General features: G+C 69.4%; 13 protein-coding genes and 1 riboswitch. Of the genes, 3 read left to right on the plus strand and 10 right to left on the minus strand.

What is annotated here, in order from left to right; all coding sequences use genetic code 11:
- Positions 1–1,161 carry a glycerate kinase gene (locus ACNNMR_RS10320; RefSeq protein ID WP_419994246.1) on the plus strand — a complete coding sequence of 387 codons (1,161 nt, stop codon included), beginning with the start codon at positions 1–3 and terminating at the stop codon, positions 1,159–1,161.
- A gap of 111 nt (positions 1,162–1,272) precedes the next feature.
- On the opposite strand, the gene ACNNMR_RS10325 is transcribed toward ACNNMR_RS10320, so the two are convergent.
- The 6 genes from ACNNMR_RS10325 to ACNNMR_RS10350 form a co-directional block, all read right to left on the minus strand.
- Positions 1,273–2,628, minus strand: coding sequence for an aminotransferase class V-fold PLP-dependent enzyme (locus ACNNMR_RS10325; protein WP_419994247.1), 1,356 nt, complete (start codon positions 2,626–2,628; stop codon positions 1,273–1,275).
- A 45-nt stretch (positions 2,629–2,673) separates the two neighbouring features.
- A riboswitch (SAM riboswitch) is annotated at positions 2,674–2,791 on the minus strand.
- A gap of 77 nt (positions 2,792–2,868) precedes the next feature.
- Positions 2,869–3,921, minus strand: a complete 1,053-nt coding sequence (trpD, locus tag ACNNMR_RS10330; protein ID WP_419994248.1) for an anthranilate phosphoribosyltransferase — start codon at positions 3,919–3,921, stop codon at positions 2,869–2,871.
- Positions 3,922–4,575: 654 nt separating this feature from the next.
- Positions 4,576–6,216, minus strand: coding sequence for a cytochrome b (locus ACNNMR_RS10335; RefSeq protein WP_419994249.1), 1,641 nt, complete (start codon positions 6,214–6,216; stop codon positions 4,576–4,578).
- On the minus strand, positions 6,216–7,262 hold the full coding sequence (locus ACNNMR_RS10340; RefSeq protein WP_419994250.1) for a Rieske 2Fe-2S domain-containing protein: 1,047 nt from the start codon (positions 7,260–7,262) through the stop codon (positions 6,216–6,218). Before ACNNMR_RS10340 ends, ACNNMR_RS10335 begins: the two co-directional genes overlap by 1 nt.
- Positions 7,263–7,297: 35 nt before the next feature.
- Positions 7,298–8,110: a c-type cytochrome gene (locus ACNNMR_RS10345; protein WP_419994251.1), complete on the minus strand. Its 813-nt coding sequence runs from the start codon at positions 8,108–8,110 to the stop codon at positions 7,298–7,300.
- Positions 8,111–8,180: 70 nt separating this feature from the next.
- A complete protein-coding gene (locus tag ACNNMR_RS10350) occupies positions 8,181–8,801 on the minus strand; it encodes a cytochrome c oxidase subunit 3 (protein WP_165239738.1) in 621 nt (206 codons plus the stop codon).
- A gap of 280 nt (positions 8,802–9,081) precedes the next feature.
- Here ACNNMR_RS10350 and ACNNMR_RS10355 point away from each other — a divergent pair, with 280 nt between their 5' ends.
- A complete protein-coding gene (locus ACNNMR_RS10355) occupies positions 9,082–9,486 on the plus strand; it encodes a hypothetical protein (protein WP_419994252.1) in 405 nt (134 codons plus the stop codon).
- Positions 9,487–9,521: 35 nt separating this feature from the next.
- On the opposite strand, the gene ACNNMR_RS10360 is transcribed toward ACNNMR_RS10355, so the two are convergent.
- The 4 genes from ACNNMR_RS10360 to coxB form a co-directional block, all read right to left on the minus strand.
- Positions 9,522–10,793 carry an Ig-like domain-containing protein gene (locus ACNNMR_RS10360; protein ID WP_419994253.1) on the minus strand — a complete coding sequence of 424 codons (1,272 nt, stop codon included), beginning with the start codon at positions 10,791–10,793 and terminating at the stop codon, positions 9,522–9,524.
- Between the two features lie 104 nt (positions 10,794–10,897).
- Entirely contained in the window at positions 10,898–11,296 is a 399-nt protein-coding gene (locus tag ACNNMR_RS10365) for a cytochrome c oxidase subunit 4 (RefSeq protein ID WP_419994254.1), read from the minus strand.
- Positions 11,293–13,032, minus strand: a complete 1,740-nt coding sequence (ctaD, locus tag ACNNMR_RS10370) for a cytochrome c oxidase subunit I (RefSeq protein ID WP_419994255.1) — start codon at positions 13,030–13,032, stop codon at positions 11,293–11,295. Before ctaD ends, ACNNMR_RS10365 begins: the two co-directional genes overlap by 4 nt.
- Positions 13,029–13,985 (minus strand): cytochrome c oxidase subunit II, encoded by a 957-nt coding sequence (coxB, locus tag ACNNMR_RS10375; protein WP_419994256.1) that lies wholly within the window; start codon positions 13,983–13,985, stop codon positions 13,029–13,031. Before coxB ends, ctaD begins: the two co-directional genes overlap by 4 nt.
- A gap of 503 nt (positions 13,986–14,488) precedes the next feature.
- Between coxB and ACNNMR_RS10380 the strand changes: the two genes are divergently transcribed.
- A complete protein-coding gene (locus ACNNMR_RS10380; protein ID WP_419994257.1) occupies positions 14,489–15,892 on the plus strand; it encodes a cysteine desulfurase/sulfurtransferase TusA family protein in 1,404 nt (467 codons plus the stop codon).
- Positions 15,893–15,897: the final 5 nt, after the last annotated feature.

The raw sequence follows: 15,897 nt of genomic DNA on the forward strand, positions 1-15,897 counted from the left end.
ATGATGACCCGTTACGCCATCGCCCCCTCAGGCTTCAAGGAGTCCCTCTCCGCCGAACACGCCGCGGAGGCCATCGCCGAGGGCGTCCGCCGCGTGGTCCCCGACGCGGAGACGGACCTGATCCCACTGGTGGACGGCGGCGAGGGTACGGCGGCAGCGCTGGCGACCGCGACCGGCGGCGCCCTGCTGCAGCACCGGGCGACGGGCCCGGTCGGCACCCCGGTGGACACCCACTTCGCCCTCCTCGGCTCGGGCGAGATCGGCACAGCGGTGGTGGAGATGGCCGCGATCGCCGGCCTCTCCCTCGTCCCCCGCGACCGCCGCGACCCGGGCGCGACGACGACGTACGGCGTAGGCCAGCTGATCCGCGCCGCCCTGGACGCCGGCGTCCCCCGGATCCTGATCGGCTGCGGCGACTCGGGCACGTCGGACGGCGGCGCAGGCGCCCTCCAAGCCCTGGGCGCACGACTCCTGGACGCGGACGGCCGCGAACTCCCCCGCGGCGGCCGCCACCTGGCACGCCTGTCCCGCATCGACACCTCAGGCCTCGACCCGCGCCTCTTCGGCACGGACCTCCAGGTGGCCTGCAACCCGTACAACGTCCTCTGCGGTCCGCGCGGCGTGGCACGCGTCTTCGGCCCGCAGAAGGGCGCATCCCCCGCCCAGGTGGAGGAGCTGGACACGGCCCTGGAACGCTGGGCGACCATCCTGACCCGCGACTTCGCCGTCGCCTCCGACCTCCGCACGGGCCTGGGCACAGGCGCCTCCGGCGGCCTGGGGGCGGGCCTGGCGGCGCTCGGCGCCCAACTCCGCCCCCGCTTCGAGGTCCTGCTCGACCACCTCGACCTGGACGCCCGCCTGGCGGCGGCAGACCTGGTGATCACAGCAGAGGGCGCCCTCGACCACCAGACCCCCCGCGGCAAGGTCCCCGCAGAGGTAGCCCGCCGCGCAAAGGCCGCAGGCCGCCCAGTGCTGGCACTGGCCGGCACGATCGGCGCAGGCGCCCGCGAGGTACGCGCCATGGGCGTCGACGCATACGCCGGCATCCTCCCGGGCCCGGTAACGCTACAAGAAGCCCTGGCCTCCGGCCGCGAAAACCTGACCGACGCCACGGAGCGAGCCCTGGAACTCCTCCGCCTGGGAGCCCGCCTGGCCGCCTAGGAGGGCTGAGTGGAGCGACGCTGCCGAAGAAAACCCCGGAACCTACCCAGGCCGACCACAGCGGTTTTCTTCGGTAGTGTCGCGGAACTCAGCCCGGCCCACCCACCCAACTCAGGAGACCGGCACGCAGCGCCCCTCTTCAGTCCGGTACGACCAAGCCGCGCCATCCCGCACGAGCGTCCGCACCGCCGCAACGAACCGCTCCACATGCTCATCCGGCGTCCCCGCACCGAAGCTCACCCGAATCGCATTCAGCGACCGCTCCCCCGGCTCCGCCTCCGGCGCCCCGCACTCCCCCTGCTCGGAGTCATCCGCGCCAAGCAGCTCCCGCAGCAGCGGGTGCGCGCAGAAGAGCCCGTCCCGCACGCCGATCCCGTACTCAGCCGACAGCGCCGCCGCGAAGTGCGAGCTGTTCCAGCCGTCAACAACGAAAGACAGCACGCCGACTCGCTCGGAGTCGTCGCCGAACAGCGACAGCACTCGCACCTCCGGGATCTCCGCCAGCCCGTCCCGAACCCGCGCGATCAGCTCCCGCTCCCGCGCGACCAGCTGATCAAAGCCTGCCTCGGTCAGCGCCTTGCAGGCCGAGGCGATGGCGTACGCGCCGATCACATTCGGGGATCCGGCCTCGTGCCGGGCAGCGGTCGTGTGCCACTCGACGTCAACGCCACCGTCCGCCCGCCGCGCGACCTTACGGCTCGCGCCACCACCCGCGAGGTACGGCTCGGCGGCCTGCAGCCAGTCGGTACGGCCGGCGAGCACACCCGCACCGAAGGGCGCGTACAGCTTGTGGCCGGAGAAGGCCACCCAGTCGACGTCCAGCTCAGCGACATCCACCGGGTGATGCGGCGCCAGCTGCGCCGCGTCAAGCACGATCCGCGCCCCGTACCGATGCGCCACCGCCGCAAGCTCACGCACCGGCCACAGCTCACCGGTGACATTCGAGGCCCCGGTGACACACAGCAGCGCGGGCCCGTCGCCCGTCCGCGCGGCGAGCGCCTCCGACAGCACGGTCACCGCCGCCTGCGGCGATCGCGGGGCGCTGAGATAGCGGACGGTCACGTCGCTGCGCTGCTGCCAGGGCAGCAGCGCCGCGTGGTGCTCGGTCTCGAAGACGTAGACCTCGGTCCCAGCGGGCAGCACCGACGCCAGCAAGTTCAGCGAGTCCGTAGTCGCCCGCGTAAAAACGACCTGGTCGTCAGCCCGGCACCCGAGGAACTCCGCCACCGTAGCCCGGCTGTTCTCGAACAGATCCGTCGACAGCTGAGACAGATACCCGGCCCCCCGGTGCACACTCCCGTAGTACGGCGCGTACGCGGCCACGTCATCCCACACCCGCTGCAGCGCAGGCGCACTGGCGGCGTAGTCGAGAGCGGCGTACTCGACCTCCCCACCCGTGACGAGCGGGACGCGCACATCGCGGCCGAGGACGGGCAGACAAGCGGTGGCGACAGTGGGTGCAGACATGGCAGAGCTCTCCCTGGACCAGGGATCCCTGGCTGCTGTGAGAGGGATCCGCGCTTGCCGCAGACCCTGCTGCCTGCGGCCTGGTCATCACCCGGGGCACCCCGCCACGGACGGAGGGTTGCCGGACAGCGGGCCGGGGCCTTGATCGCTGTCACTCGTGACCTGGTTCAGGAGTATGCCATGTGATCAGCAGAGCGCAAGACGGTTGTCCGCAGTGCGGACAACCGTCCTGCGCAGGCGTCAGGAGTTGCTGGCGGCGACCCACCGCTCCAGCGTGCGCTGGGCCGCACCGGAGTCAATGGCTTCGGCGGCCCGCGCGATGCCCGCGGCGAGCTGCTCTTCGAGCGTGGCGTCACCAGGCTCGAGGGCGACCAGCGCGGCAGCGGAATTCAGCAGCACCGCGTCCCGTACGGGCCCAGGCTCCCCGGCGAGCAGCCGCCGCGCGACATCGGCGTTGTACGAGGCATCGGCGCCCCGCAGCGCCTCCACCGGCACCAGTTCGATGCCGAGGTCCCGCGGATCGAAGCCCCGCTGCGACACCTGCCCGTCGCGTACGACCCAGACCGTCGACGTCGCGGTCGTGGTCAGCTCATCGAGGCCGTCGTCGCCGCGGAAGACAAGCGCGGAGTTTCCGCGCTCCGCGAGGACGCCGGCGACGATCGGCGCCATGCGGGCGTCGGCGACGCCGACGGCTTGGGCGCGGACCTGGGCGGGGTTGGTGAGCGGACCGAGGACGTTGAAGGTCGTCGGGATGCCGAGTTCCTTGCGCGCCTGCGCGACGTGGCGCAGCGCAGGGTGGAACTTCACCGCGAAGCAGAAGGTGATCCCGGCTTCGGCGGCGACTTCGGCGACGCGAGCGGGGGTGAGCTCGAGGTTGACGCCGAGCTTTTCGAGGACGTCGGAGGCGCCGGAGGCGGAGGACGCGGCGCGATTGCCGTGCTTGACGACCTTGGCGCCGGTGCCGGCGACGACGATGGCGGACATGGTGGAGATGTTGACGGTCTTCGCGCGGTCGCCGCCGGTGCCGACGATGTCGACGGTGGGGCCGGGCACGTGGATGGTGTTGGCGTGCTCGTACATGGTCCGTACGAGGCCGGCGACCTCCTGGACGGTCTCGCCCTTCGCGCGGAGCGCGACGACGAAAGCGCCGATCTGGGCGTTGCTGGCCTCGCCCTGCATGATGCGGTCCATCGCCCAGGCGGTGTCCTCCGCGGACAGATCCTGCTTGGCGAGCAACGAGCTCAACACGTCGGGCCAGGAGCGGGTGCCTCCGGCGGCTGCGGCAGCGGTCATGGGTCCCCTCCTGTGCGATGGCCTACGCGGCCGGGCGCGCCTCCGCTCCCGGCCTTGACCCCTGCACCCTATCGGCGGTTCGGGGGGTTGGGTGCCGTGTGCCCGTACTGCGGACATCCTTCGGCTGTACCCACCCACCCGCCCGCTGCTGTCGCGGGGCCGGTTGTATGGGCGGCTTGGCATCGGATGGTGACGGCTGCGTCGCCGTCGCGCTCTTGGTGCGGCGCCGGAAACGGGAGGCTGGCTGCGGAAGGGGGGTGGGGGCGGGGCGGGTTGGTCTGCCGGGCTGCGGGAGGGCGGACGACGCGGGGGTGGGGCGGGTGGTCGGGGCGGGCGGGCGCACGGGCGGGGCTGGCGCACGGGCGGGCCGCCTGGTTACGGCCGCAGGGGCGGGCGGGCCGCTGGGCTGCCGGGCGGGCTACTGCCGATGCTTGGGGGGCGGAGCGTACGTGCCAACGCCATCGCAGGAGCCGCCGACCCGACCTAGCGGAGCGCCACGCACCACCCCCGCCCGCGACAGCAACGGGCGGGCGGGTGGGCACAACACCACCCACAGCGCAGCCGCAGCCGGCGACGGCCGCCCCCACAACGGCAAGCGGCCCCGCCCCGCCCGGAGGCAGGAGCGGGGCCGCGTGGCAGCCAGTCGCGCAGCGCCTAGTGGTGCCCGTGACCGGAGGTCACTTCGCGGAACTCCTCCGCCGTGGGCTTCGGGATCTGGCCCTCGTCGCCGAAGTAGTTCTTCGAGAGCTTCGTGCGGACTCGCTCCACGACGCCCTGCTTGCGGACGACACCGTTCTCGTCGACCTTCGGGCCCGCCTCGATCGGGCGGTACTGGTCGTGCGAGGTGAGGCGGTGCAGCTCCTCCTGCGCGAGCGGCTCGTGGACCTCGATGAACTCGCCGTGCGGGAGCCGCTTGATGATGCCGGACTCCCGCCCGTGCAGCACCTTTTCGCGGTCGCGCCGCTGCAGGCCGAGACAGATCCGCCGGGTGATCCAGAAGACGATCGGCGGCACCACGAAGAAGCCGATACGCACGAACCACGTGATCGCGTTGATCGACAAATGGAGGTGCGTCGCCCAGATGTCGTTACCACCCGCGATCATGCACACGAACACCCAGCTCAGCCAGGCCACACCGAAGGCAGTGCGCGTAGGCGCATTGCGCGGCCGGTCCGCGATGTGGTGCTCGCGCTTGTCCCCGGTCAGCCAGGACTCGAAGAACGGGTACAGCGCGATCGAGATCGGGATGAAGCTCACCACCACCAGCGGCACAAAGACACCGAAGTTGATCGTGTGCCCCGTTGGGATGACCCACTCCAGGCCCGGCATCGCACGGATCAGGCCTTCAGTCCAGCCCATGTACCAGTCCGGCTGAGCGCCCGTAGAGACCTGGTCGGGCCGGTACGGCCCCAGCACCCAGATCGGGTTGAGCGTCACCGCACCCGCGATGATCGAGATCACGCCGAAGACGAGGAAGAAGAACCCGCCCGCCTTCGCCATGTAGATCGGCAGCAGCGGCATGCCGACCACGTTCTTGTTCGTACGGCCGGGCCCCGCGAACTGCGTGTGCTTGTGGTAGAAGACCAGGATCAGGTGGGCCACCAGCAGCCCCAGCATGATCCCCGGCACCAGCAGCACATGGATCGAGAAGAACCGCGGGATGACATCCGTGCCGGGGAACTCTCCCCCGTACAGGAACATCGCCAGGTACGTGCCGACCAGCGGCACCGCCAGGATCGCGCCCTCCATGAACCGGACGCCCGTACCCGACAGCAGGTCGTCCGGCAGCGAGTAGCCGGTGAAGCCGGCGACGCAGCCGAGGACCAGCAGCAGGAAGCCGAACAGCCAGTTGACCTCGCGCGGCTTGCGGAACGCGCCGGTGAAGAACACGCGCATCATGTGCGTGGCCATCGCCGCGACGAAGATCAGCGCCGCCCAGTGGTGGATCTGCCGGACCAGCAGGCCGCCGCGGACGTCGAAGCTGATGTCCAGCGTGGAGGCGTACGCCTCCGTCATGTGGATGCCGTTCATCGGGCCGTACGAGCCGTCGTAGACGATGTGGGCCATGGACGGCTTGAAGAACAGCGTCAGGTAGACGCCGGTCAGGATGATGATGATGAAGGAGTAGAGGCAGATCTCGCCCAGCATGAAGGACCAGTGGTCCGGGAAGATCTTCCGCATGTTGGCCTTGGCAAGGCCGTAGATGCCCAGCCGGCCGTCCGCCCAGTCGGCGACCTTCTCGCCCTTGGACGCTGGGCGGCGGTTACTGGTGGAGGTGTCAGTTGCAGTAGCCATCAGCCGCGCTCCCAGAAGCTCGGGCCCACCGGCTCGTCGAAGTCGCCGAGCGCCTCGAGGTAGCCGTCGTCGTTCACCTTGATCCGCAGCTGCGGCAGCGGGTGGCCTGCCGGGCCGAAGATCACCTTGGCACCGTCGGACAGGTCGAAGGTCGACTGGTGGCACGGGCAGAGCACGTGGTGCGTCTGCTGCTCGTACAGGCTGACCGGGCAACCCACGTGGGTGCAGATCTTGGAGTACGCCAGGATGCCGTCGTGGCCCCATTCCAGGGACTGCTTGTCCTTGATGTCGTCCGGGTGGATCCGGACCAGCATCAGGGCGGCCTTGGCGATCTCGACGTTGAAGTCGTGGTCGTCCTTCTTCAGGCCCTCGGGCATGGCGAAGGCGAGCGAGCCGAGGGTGATGTCCTCGGGCCGCAGCGGCTCCTCGGTGTTCTCGTTGATCAGCCGCTTGCCCTTGGCCCACAGCGTGTGGAACAGCTTGTCCTCGGGCAGCGGGCCGAGGTCGCGCAGCAGCACGACGCCGGACAGCGGCAGCAGCGTCAGCGCGCCGAAGAGGGTGTTGCGGAGCAGCTTGCGGCGGCCGAAGCCGGACTCCTCGGCGCCCGCCTTGAAGTCGGCGAAGACCTTGGCGCGGGTCTCGGTGTCGGCCTCGATGTCATGCCGCTCGTCGACCATCTCGACGTCCGACATCAGCGTACGGGCCCAGTGGACCGCGCCGGCGCCGATGCAGAAGAGCGCAATGCCGAGGGTCAGGCCCAGCATCAGGTGCAGGATGCTGACGTGCCCCAGCGGCCAGACGTACGTGATCTTGTCGACCGGGAACGCCACGAAGCTGGCGATGAAGCCGACCGTGGCGAGCATCGAGACGGTGAACAGCAGCGCCACCGTGCGCTCGGACCGCTTCGCGGCCCGGACGTCGATGTCCTGCTTGCGCGGCTGGTGCTCCGGCAGCCCGGGGTCCTTGAAGGGATCCTCGTGGTCGGCTACCGCCACCTGGCCGGCCGGGCCGTGCTCGGCCTCACTTGGGAGGTGTTCTGAAGACATCCCCGTCTTCTCGTTCTCTGATCCAGCCTGGCTACTCATGACTTCCTGGCCTTTGCGGTGTGCGCGGCGACCCAGCAGGCGACGGCGATGAGAGCCACCAGGCCGATGACCCAGGCGAACAGACCCTCGCTGACAGGGCCGAGACCGCCGAGGCCGAAGCCGCCCGGCTCTTCCGACTTGTCACTGTTGACCGTGTCCAGCCACGCGATGATGTCCTGCTTGTCCTTCTGCTTCAGCAGCGACTCGGGAAACACCGGCATGTTCTGCGGGCCGGTCTCCATGGCCTCGTACATGTGCTTCGGGGACACGCCACCGAGATCCGGAGCGAACTTGCCGTGAGTGAGGGCGCCGCCCTTACCCACGAAATTGTGGCACTGCGCGCAGTTCGTACGGAACAGGTCGCCGCCGCGGGCTGCGTCGCCGCCGGCCGGGTCGTAGTCGTTCTTGTTCGGCTGGGCCGGGCCCGGGCCGAGGGAGGCGACGTACGCGGCGAGCTGGTCGATCTCCGTCTGGCTGTACGTGGCCGGCTTCTTCGGCGCCTGGGCGCCGGGCTGCTGCAGCGGCATCCGGCCGGTGCCGACCTGGAAGTCGACGGCCGCGGCGCCGACGCCGACCAGGCTCGGACCGTCGGAGGAGCCCTGACCACCGGTGCCGTGGCAGCTGGAGCAGCCGACCTGGTAGAGCTTCTTGCCCTCCTCAATGGCGAGGGACTGGGCGCTGCTTTCCTCGGCCTTGGCCTTGTCGGCGGGCGCGAACGTGGCGTACAGCCCCCCGGTGGCCGCCAGCGCGATGAGTAGGACGACTAGCGCTGCCAGCGGGTGGCGCCGTCGTACGGAGAGCTTTTTCACGGATTACCCCGGTGTCAGGATCTTCTGCGTCGATGTGTCTGCGATGGGTGAGCCGGCTGCGGCCCCGTAACTACTTGATCATGTAGATCGTGGCAAAAAGGCCGATCCAGACGACATCGACGAAGTGCCAGTAATAGGACACGACGATGGCTGCGGTCGCCTGCTGGTGCGTGAACCTCTTGGCCGCGTAGGTACGGCCGAGCACGAGCAGGAAGGCGATGAGCCCGCCCGTCACGTGCATGCCGTGGAACCCGGTGGTCATGTAGAAGGCCGAGCCGTACGGGCCGGAGGAGAGGGACAGGCCCTCGTGCACCACCAGCTCCACGTACTCGGTGACCTGACCACCGATGAAGATCGCACCCATGATGAAGGTGATGATGAACCACATCCGGAGCTTCTTCACGTCCCCGCGCTCGGCGGCGAAGACGCCGAGCTGGCAGGTCAGGGAGGAGAGCACCAGGATGATGGTGTTGGTGAGCGAGAACGGGAAGTTCAGCGCCTCGGCCGAGGCCTTCCAGTACTCGGTGCCCATCACCGATCGCAGGGTGAAGTACATCGCGAAGAGGGCCGCGAAGAACATCAGCTCGGAACTCAGCCAGATGATGGTTCCGACGCTGGTGAGGTTCGGCCGGTTGACCGACGGGTGCGCGTGCCCGGTTTCTACTGCTGTTGCTGTCGCCACGTCCGACATTATGTCGGTCGCTTATCCGCGCCTCACCCCGGGGGGTGCCGTTCGGTGTGTCAACCCCTCGCAGGGGGTGGTTCGCAGGCCCGGGCGGCGGTCCCCCAGATGAGGGAAGCGGGTCCTCCGTACGGCCCTGCGCGGCTGGTCGGGGCGGTGTCCGGCGGCGTGTTGGGCCGCACCTGATCGTCGATCTTCTGTGTGCGCAAGACTCCACGCCGGGCGCCTCCGCGGAGTAGCATCCGCAGCACGTAACGGCAGCAACGGAGCAGCGCAGTACGGAGGAACGATGCAGCAGACCGCCACGGTGCTCGTCTACAGCGACGACGCATCCACCCGCGAGCAGGTCCGGCTCGCCGCCGGGCGCCGTCCCGCGGCCGATCTGCCGTCCGTGGAGTACGTCGAGTGCGCCACGCTCCCGGCCGTACTGGAAGAGCTGGAGCGCGGCGGCATCGACGCCTGCGTGCTGGACGGTGAGGCGGCGCCTTCCGGCGGCATGGGCGTGTGCCGGCAGATCAAGGACGAGATCTTCAACTGCCCGCCCGTGCTGGTGCTGATCGCCCGCCCGCAGGACGCCTGGCTGGCGACCTGGTCCCGGGCGGACGCGGCCACCGCGCTGCCGGTCGACCCGGTGGCGCTGGCGGAGTCGCTCGCGGCGCTGCTGCGCAAGCGGCTCGCCTTGCCGGCGGCGTAGCACCTGGGTCCTTTACGTGGCCGGCCGCAGGCGCGTTACGCGGTCGGCCGCAGGCGCGCCGGGCCCGTCTCGACCTCGTTCTTCCCGCGGACGTTCTTGGTGAGTTCGCTGCCCTTGCGCCAGTTCTTCCAGGACATGTTCCAGTCGCCGAAGCCGTTGCCGAAGGGCTCCATCGTCTCGCCGTAGCTGCCCACGACCTCGACGATGTCGCCCTGGCGGACGGTGTCGTAGAACCACTCGGCATTCGACGGCGACATGCCCGTGCAGCCGTGGCTGACGTTCGCCGAGCCCTGGGAGCCGACCGACCAGGGGGCGGAGTGCACGTACTCGCCGCTCCAGGTCACGCGGGTCGCCCAGTAGACGTCCATGTTGTAGTCCTCGGAGGTGCCGGCGACGCCGATGGAGGCGCCGGTCATGCGCACGTACTGCTGCTGCTCCAGGACGACCTTCTTGCCGTTGCGCGTCTCGAAGCCCGGCTTGCCGGTGGTCACCGGCATCTCGTTGATGACCTTGCCGTTCTTGTAGACCGTCATGCTGTGGCTGCTGGCGTCGGTGATGGCCACGACGCGCTCGCCGATGTTCAGCTTCACCGGCTTCGACGCCGCGCCGTAAAGGCCGTCACGGATCTTGATGCCCTTCAGCGAGGAGCGGGCAGTCACCTTGGTCTTGGCGGGCCAGTAGTCCTTCGGCCGCCAGTGCAGCTCCTCGTCGCTGACCCAGTACCAGGCGCCGCTCACCCGCGGCTGCGAGTCCACCTTGAGGCCGCGCTCGATGGCGGCCCGCTCGGCGGGGTTCTCCACCTTGGCGCTGAGCTTGGCGGTCACGGGCTGGCCGACGCCGTATTTGCCGCTGTCCGGGCCGAACTCGACCTTCAGCCGCTTCCCCTTGCCCTTGTACTGGCCGGTGCGGAAGTCGAGCGTCCGGCGGCCCGGGGAGCCGGCCGTGTCCTCGGTGGCCACGTGCACGGTGTAAGAGGCCTGGGCGGCCAGCGGGACCGTGGAGCGCCACCTGGCGCCGTCGTCGCTCAGCCGGCCGCGTACGAAACGCCCCTGCGCGTCCACGGCCGTCACATCGGTGATGCGACTGCCGTCGTCGGTGGCGCGTACCAGCAGGGGCTTGGCCGGATCGGCCTTCTCCCCGGCCTTCACGCCCTTCAGGGCACCGCCGAGGGTGATCTGCTTGGCGGCGTCGTACGGCTTGCCGGCCAGCGGATGGGCATCGCTACCGCAAGCGGTCAGGCTCGCGGTGAGCGGGAGCAACATGAGGGTGCAGCTGATGACCGTTCGCCGGCGCGGAGTGTGACTCATGAAGCACACGCTATGAAAATATGACTATTCCGGCGCGCCGCGTGATCCAAAAGGGGAAGCCCCGCCACCCGGACGGTGGCAGGGCTTCCCTCAGCGGTACGGAATTACTGGTTCTGATCGGCTCCGCGGTAGTACTCGAAGACCCACCCGAAGATGCCGAACAGGATCACCGGGAGGGCGAAGAAGAACAGCCACCAGCCGATCGCGATGCCCAGGAAGGCGGTCGCCGCGCCCGCGCCGATGAACAGCGGCTGCCAGCTGTGCGGGGAGAAGAAACCCAGCTCGCCGGCGTCGTCCGCGACATCCGCTTCCTTGTTGTCCTGCGCCCCGGTGTCCACCCGCCGGGCGGTGAAGATCAGGTAGTACCCGATCATCGCCGTCAGGCCGAAGGCCATGAAGAGGGCGGCGGTGCCCGCCGGCTCCTTCGACCAGACCCCGTACACGATGGCCGCGGCGAGGATGAAGGCCGCGAGCCAGCTGAACATGTGGCCCTGGATCTTCACTTGCCGGTCTCCTTCCCGCCGACGAGCGCCTCATTGCCCGAGCCGGAGTGTTCCAGCTGGTCGAGCGCGGCGATGTCGGGGTGGTGCAGATCGAACGCCGGGGATTCGGAACGGATCCGCGGCAGGGTGAGGAAGTTGTGCCGGGGCGGCGGGCAGGCCGTGGCCCATTCGAGCGAGCGGCCGTAGCCCCACGGGTCGTCGACCTCGATCTTCTTCCCGTACTTCGCAGTCTTCCAGACGTTGTAGAAGAACGGCAGCATCGACAGACCGAGCACGAACGAGGCGATGGTGGAGAAGGTGTTCAGCGCGGTGAAGCCGTCGGCCGCCAGATAGTCGGAGTACCGGCGCGGCATGCCCTCGGCGCCCAGCCAGTGCTGGACCAGGAAGGTGCCGTGGAAGCCGCAGAAGAGCAGCCAGAAGGTGATCTTCCCGAGCTTCTCGTCGAGCATCTTGCCGGTGAACTTCGGCCACCAGAAGTGGAAGCCGGCGAACATCGCGAAGACGACCGTGCCGAAGACCACGTAGTGGAAGTGCGCCACCACGAAGTACGAGTCCGAGACATGGAAGTCCAGCGGCGGGGACGCCAGGATCACGCCCGTAAGACCGCCGAACAGGAAGGTCACCAGGAAGCCGACCGTCCACAGCATCGGGGTCTCGAAGGATAGCGACCCCTTCCACATGGTGCCGATCCAGTTGAAGAACTTGATGCCCGTTGGCACCGCGATCAGCAGCGTCATGAAGGCGAAGAACGGCAATAGCACGCCGCCGGTCACATACATGTGGTGCGCCCACACCGTCACGGACAGGCCCGCGATGGAGATGGTCGCGGCGACCAGCGTGGTGTAGCCGAACATCGGCTTGCGGCTGAAGACCGGGATGATCTCCGAGACGATGCCGAAGAACGGCAGCGCGATGATGTACACCTCTGGATGCCCGAAGAACCAGAACAGGTGCTGCCAGAGCAGCGCGCCCCCGTTCGATGGATCGAAGATATGGGCCCCGAATTTACGGTCCGCCTCCAGGGCGAACAGCGCGGCCGCCAGGACCGGGAAGGCCAGCAGCACCAGGACGCCGGTGAGCAGCACGTTCCAGGTGAAGATCGGCATCCGGAACATCGTCATGCCGGGCGCGCGCATGCAGATGATGGTGGTGATGAAGTTGACCGAGCCGAGGATCGTACCGAAGCCGGACAGCGCCAGACCCATGATCCACATGTCCGCGCCCATGCTCGGCGAGCGGACCACGTCGGACAGCGGCGTGTACGCGAACCAGCCGAAGCTCGCCGCACCCTGCGGGGTGAGGAAGCCGCCGACCGCGATCATCGAGCCGAAGAGGTAGAGCCAGTACGCGAGCATGTTCAGCCGCGGGAAGGCCACGTCCGGCGCGCCGATCTGCAGCGGCATGATCCAGTTCGCGAAGCCGGCGAACAGCGGCGTCGCGAACATCAGCAGCATGATCGTGCCGTGCATCGTGAACGCCTGGTTGAACTGCTCGTTCGACAGGATCTGCAGACCCGGCCGGGCGAGCTCGGCGCGCATCAGCAGCGCCATGACGCCGCCGATGATGAAGAACACGAACGACGTGATGAGGTACAGGCTGCCGATCGTCTTGTGGTCGGTGGTCGTCAGCCAGCTGACCACCACGGCGCCCCGCGACTTGCGGCGGCCGGGAGTCTCGCTCGCGTGTGCCTCACCCGTCGCCTCGGCAGCACCCTGGGGTTCGTTGAGGATGCTCATTTCTTGTGGGTCTCCGCATTCCTCGCGGCGTCGGTCTGGGGGATGCCCGCCGGGATGTAGCCTTCCTGGCCCTTGTCGGCCAGCTTCTTCAGGTGCTCCTCGTACTCGGACGGGGAGACGACCTTCACGTTGAAGAGCATCCGGGCGTGGTCGACACCGCAGAGCTCGGCGCACTTGCCGAGGAAGGTGCCTTCCTTGTTCGGCGTCACCTCGAACACGTTGGTGTGGCCCGGGATGACGTCCTGCTTCATCAGGAACGGAACCACCCAGAAGGAGTGGATGACGTCCCGGGAAGTGAGGATGAAGCGGACCCGCTCACCCTTCGGCAGGTAGAGCGTCGGACCCGGGTTGCCGGTGTCCGCGTTCTGCGACGCCGGGGTGCCGTAGTCGTAGACGCCGCCCTTGTCGCTGATCCCCTTGAGCCACTTGTCCGGGATCGAGTTGATGTCCTTCGGCAGGTCCTTGGCCTCGTGGTCGCTGCCGTCCTGCTCGAGGTAGTTGAAGCCCCAGCTCCACTGGTAGCCGACGACGTTGATCACGCGGTCCGGCTTGTCTGCGGTCTCCAGCAGCTTCGCCTCGTCACGCGCGGTGAAGTAGAAGAACACCGCGACGATGATGAGCGGCACGACCGTGTACAGCGCCTCGATGGGCATGTTGTACCGGGTCTGCGCGGGCACCTCTACCTTGGTGCGCGAGCGGCGGTGGAAGATGACCGCCCAGATGATGAGCCCCCACACCAGCACGCCGACGGCGAGGGCGGCGGCCCAGGAGCCCTGCCACAGACTGAGGATCCGCGGCGCCTCCTCAGTGACAGGGCTCGGCATGCCGAGGCGGGGAAAGTCCTTATATGTGCAACCGGACGCGGTTACCAGGACCAGGCCCGCTGCCAGCGCCTGCGGCAGCCTCCGCCGCATCCAGCGCCGCGGCGAGCGGTCGGAGCCGTTGGGACTCACGTAGCGCCTTCCCGAGAGTCTCGCCCGCGCCTTTCCCTGGCGGGGAGCCGAGGGGTTGTGCGTACGGGCAGGGTTTTGGATGTTTACGCGGGCCAAACCTTACTGGACGCTATTTGGGGTCGCTCGGGGAGGGTGGGTTCGTGCGGCGTGGCGCGTGTGGCTGCGCCGCCGTTGGGGTGGTCCGGGTGGCTCGGATGGGGGCTGGGCGAGCGCCGCCGGGTGCGGTTGTGGGGGTGGTGAGGTGTCGTGCCCGCCCACCCGCCCGATGCTCCGTGCGGCGGAGTTGCTGCCGCGGGGGCCGGGCGGGGCGCCGCGGGGCACTTCTGGCCGCCGCGTGCCCGCTGCCGGGGCGCGCCGCACTGGTACCTGCGGCACGGAGCAACGGGCGGGTGGGTGGGTCTGGAGCGTTTGGCGGGTGTCGGCGGCCGCCGGCATTCCCTCCCGGCCGACCGCTGCGTTGGGGCCTGCCGCACGGACCGGCGGGTGGGTGGGAGGGTGTAGGCGTGTCGAACTTTGACGTTGCTTCTGGCGCGCCGCTTCACCCGGTTGGGCGACAAGCCCTGCTTGCCGCGCTCGACGAGGGGTGGGCCGATCCCGGCCGGTTGTACCGGGAGGGGCGACGGGCGCGGATGCTGCTGGACGCCGCTCGGGAGGCCGGCGCGGAGGCGGTGGGGTGCCGGCCCGACGAGCTGTCCTTCACGCCGTCCGGTACGCATGCGCTGCACACCGGCATCGCCGGGGCCCTGGCCGGACGCCGGCGCGTGGGGCGGCAGCTCGTCGTGTCCGCGGTCGAGCATTCCGCGGTGCTGCACGCCGCCGAGGCGCACGCCGCCGCGGGCGGCACCGTCACCGAGGTGCCGGTCGACCGCACCGGGCGGGTGTCCGAGGAGAGTTACGCCGCCGCGCTCACCCCCGAAACCGCCCTCGCCTGCCTCCAGTCCGCCAACCATGAGGTCGGCACCGTCCAGCCCACCACCGAAGTCGCCGACGCCTGCCGCGCCGCGGGCGTGCCGCTGCTGGTCGACGCCGCGCAGTCGTTGGCGTGGGGGCCGGTGGCCGGGCCGTGGTCGCTGCTCACCGGCAGCGCGCACAAGTGGGGCGGCCCGGCCGGCGTCGGGCTGCTCGCGGTACGCAAGGGCACCAGGTTCGCGCCGGTGCACCCCGCGGACGAGCGGGAGGCCGGACGCAGCCCGGGCTTCGAGAACATCCCGGCCATCGTGGCGGCGGTCGCCGCGCTCAGGGCCGTACGGGAAGAGGCCAAGGCCGAGGACGAGCGGCTGCGCGGGCTGGTGCGGGCGATCCGGGAGCGGGTGCCCGAGCTGGTGCCGGACGTGGAGGTGGTCGGCGACGGCGAGCGGCGGCTGCCGCACCTGGTCACCTTCTCCTGTCTCTATGTCGACGGAGAGACGCTGCTGCACGAGCTCGACCGCGAGGGGTTCTCGGTGTCGTCCGGATCGTCGTGCACCTCCAGCACGCTGACGCCGAGTCATGTGCTGCGCGCGATGGGCGTGCTGTCGGAGGGGAATGTGCGGGTGTCGCTGCCGCGAGGGGTGGAGGACACCGAGGTTGAGCGGTTCCTGCGGGTGCTGCCGGACGTGGTCGGGCGGGTACGGGCGCAGCTCGGGGCCGGGGGCGAGACCCGGCGGGCCGAGGCACCCGGGGGCACGTCGCAGGCCGATGAGCTCGTGCTCGACACGCTCGGGAAGAAGTGCCCGATCCCGGTCATCGAGCTGGCGAAGGTGATCGGCGATGTGCCCGTCGGTTCGGTCGTGACCGTCCTGTCGGACGACGAGGCGGCCCGCCTCGACATTCCGGCCTGGTGCGAGATGCGCGAGCAGGAGTACGTGGGCGAGCAGCCGGGGCCCGACGGCCGCGGCACCGCCTATCAGGTGCGGCGCCGCGGCTGATGAGG

Origin of the sequence: Streptomyces boninensis (assembly GCF_048572725.1) — a bacterium.
Taxonomy (GTDB): Bacteria; Actinomycetota; Actinomycetes; order Streptomycetales; family Streptomycetaceae; genus Streptomyces; species Streptomyces boninensis.

What these genes read in the sequence shown, in the direction of transcription:
- ctaD (WP_419994255.1), bottom strand. Translation starts at nt 13,032, where the DNA reads ATGAGCATCCTCAACGAACCCCAGGGTGCTGCCGAGGCGACGGGTGAG.
- ACNNMR_RS10360 (WP_419994253.1), bottom strand. Translation starts at nt 10,793, where the DNA reads ATGAGTCACACTCCGCGCCGGCGAACGGTCATCAGCTGCACCCTCATG.
- ACNNMR_RS10325 (WP_419994247.1), bottom strand. Translation starts at nt 2,628, where the DNA reads ATGTCTGCACCCACTGTCGCCACCGCTTGTCTGCCCGTCCTCGGCCGC.
- trpD (WP_419994248.1), bottom strand. Translation starts at nt 3,921, where the DNA reads ATGACCGCTGCCGCAGCCGCCGGAGGCACCCGCTCCTGGCCCGACGTG.
- ACNNMR_RS10340 (WP_419994250.1), bottom strand. Translation starts at nt 7,262, where the DNA reads ATGTCTTCAGAACACCTCCCAAGTGAGGCCGAGCACGGCCCGGCCGGC.
- ACNNMR_RS10320 (WP_419994246.1), top strand. Translation starts at nt 1, where the DNA reads ATGATGACCCGTTACGCCATCGCCCCCTCAGGCTTCAAGGAGTCCCTC.
- ACNNMR_RS10335 (WP_419994249.1), bottom strand. Translation starts at nt 6,216, where the DNA reads ATGGCTACTGCAACTGACACCTCCACCAGTAACCGCCGCCCAGCGTCC.
- ACNNMR_RS10355 (WP_419994252.1), top strand. Translation starts at nt 9,082, where the DNA reads ATGCAGCAGACCGCCACGGTGCTCGTCTACAGCGACGACGCATCCACC.
- ACNNMR_RS10350 (WP_165239738.1), bottom strand. Translation starts at nt 8,801, where the DNA reads ATGTCGGACGTGGCGACAGCAACAGCAGTAGAAACCGGGCACGCGCAC.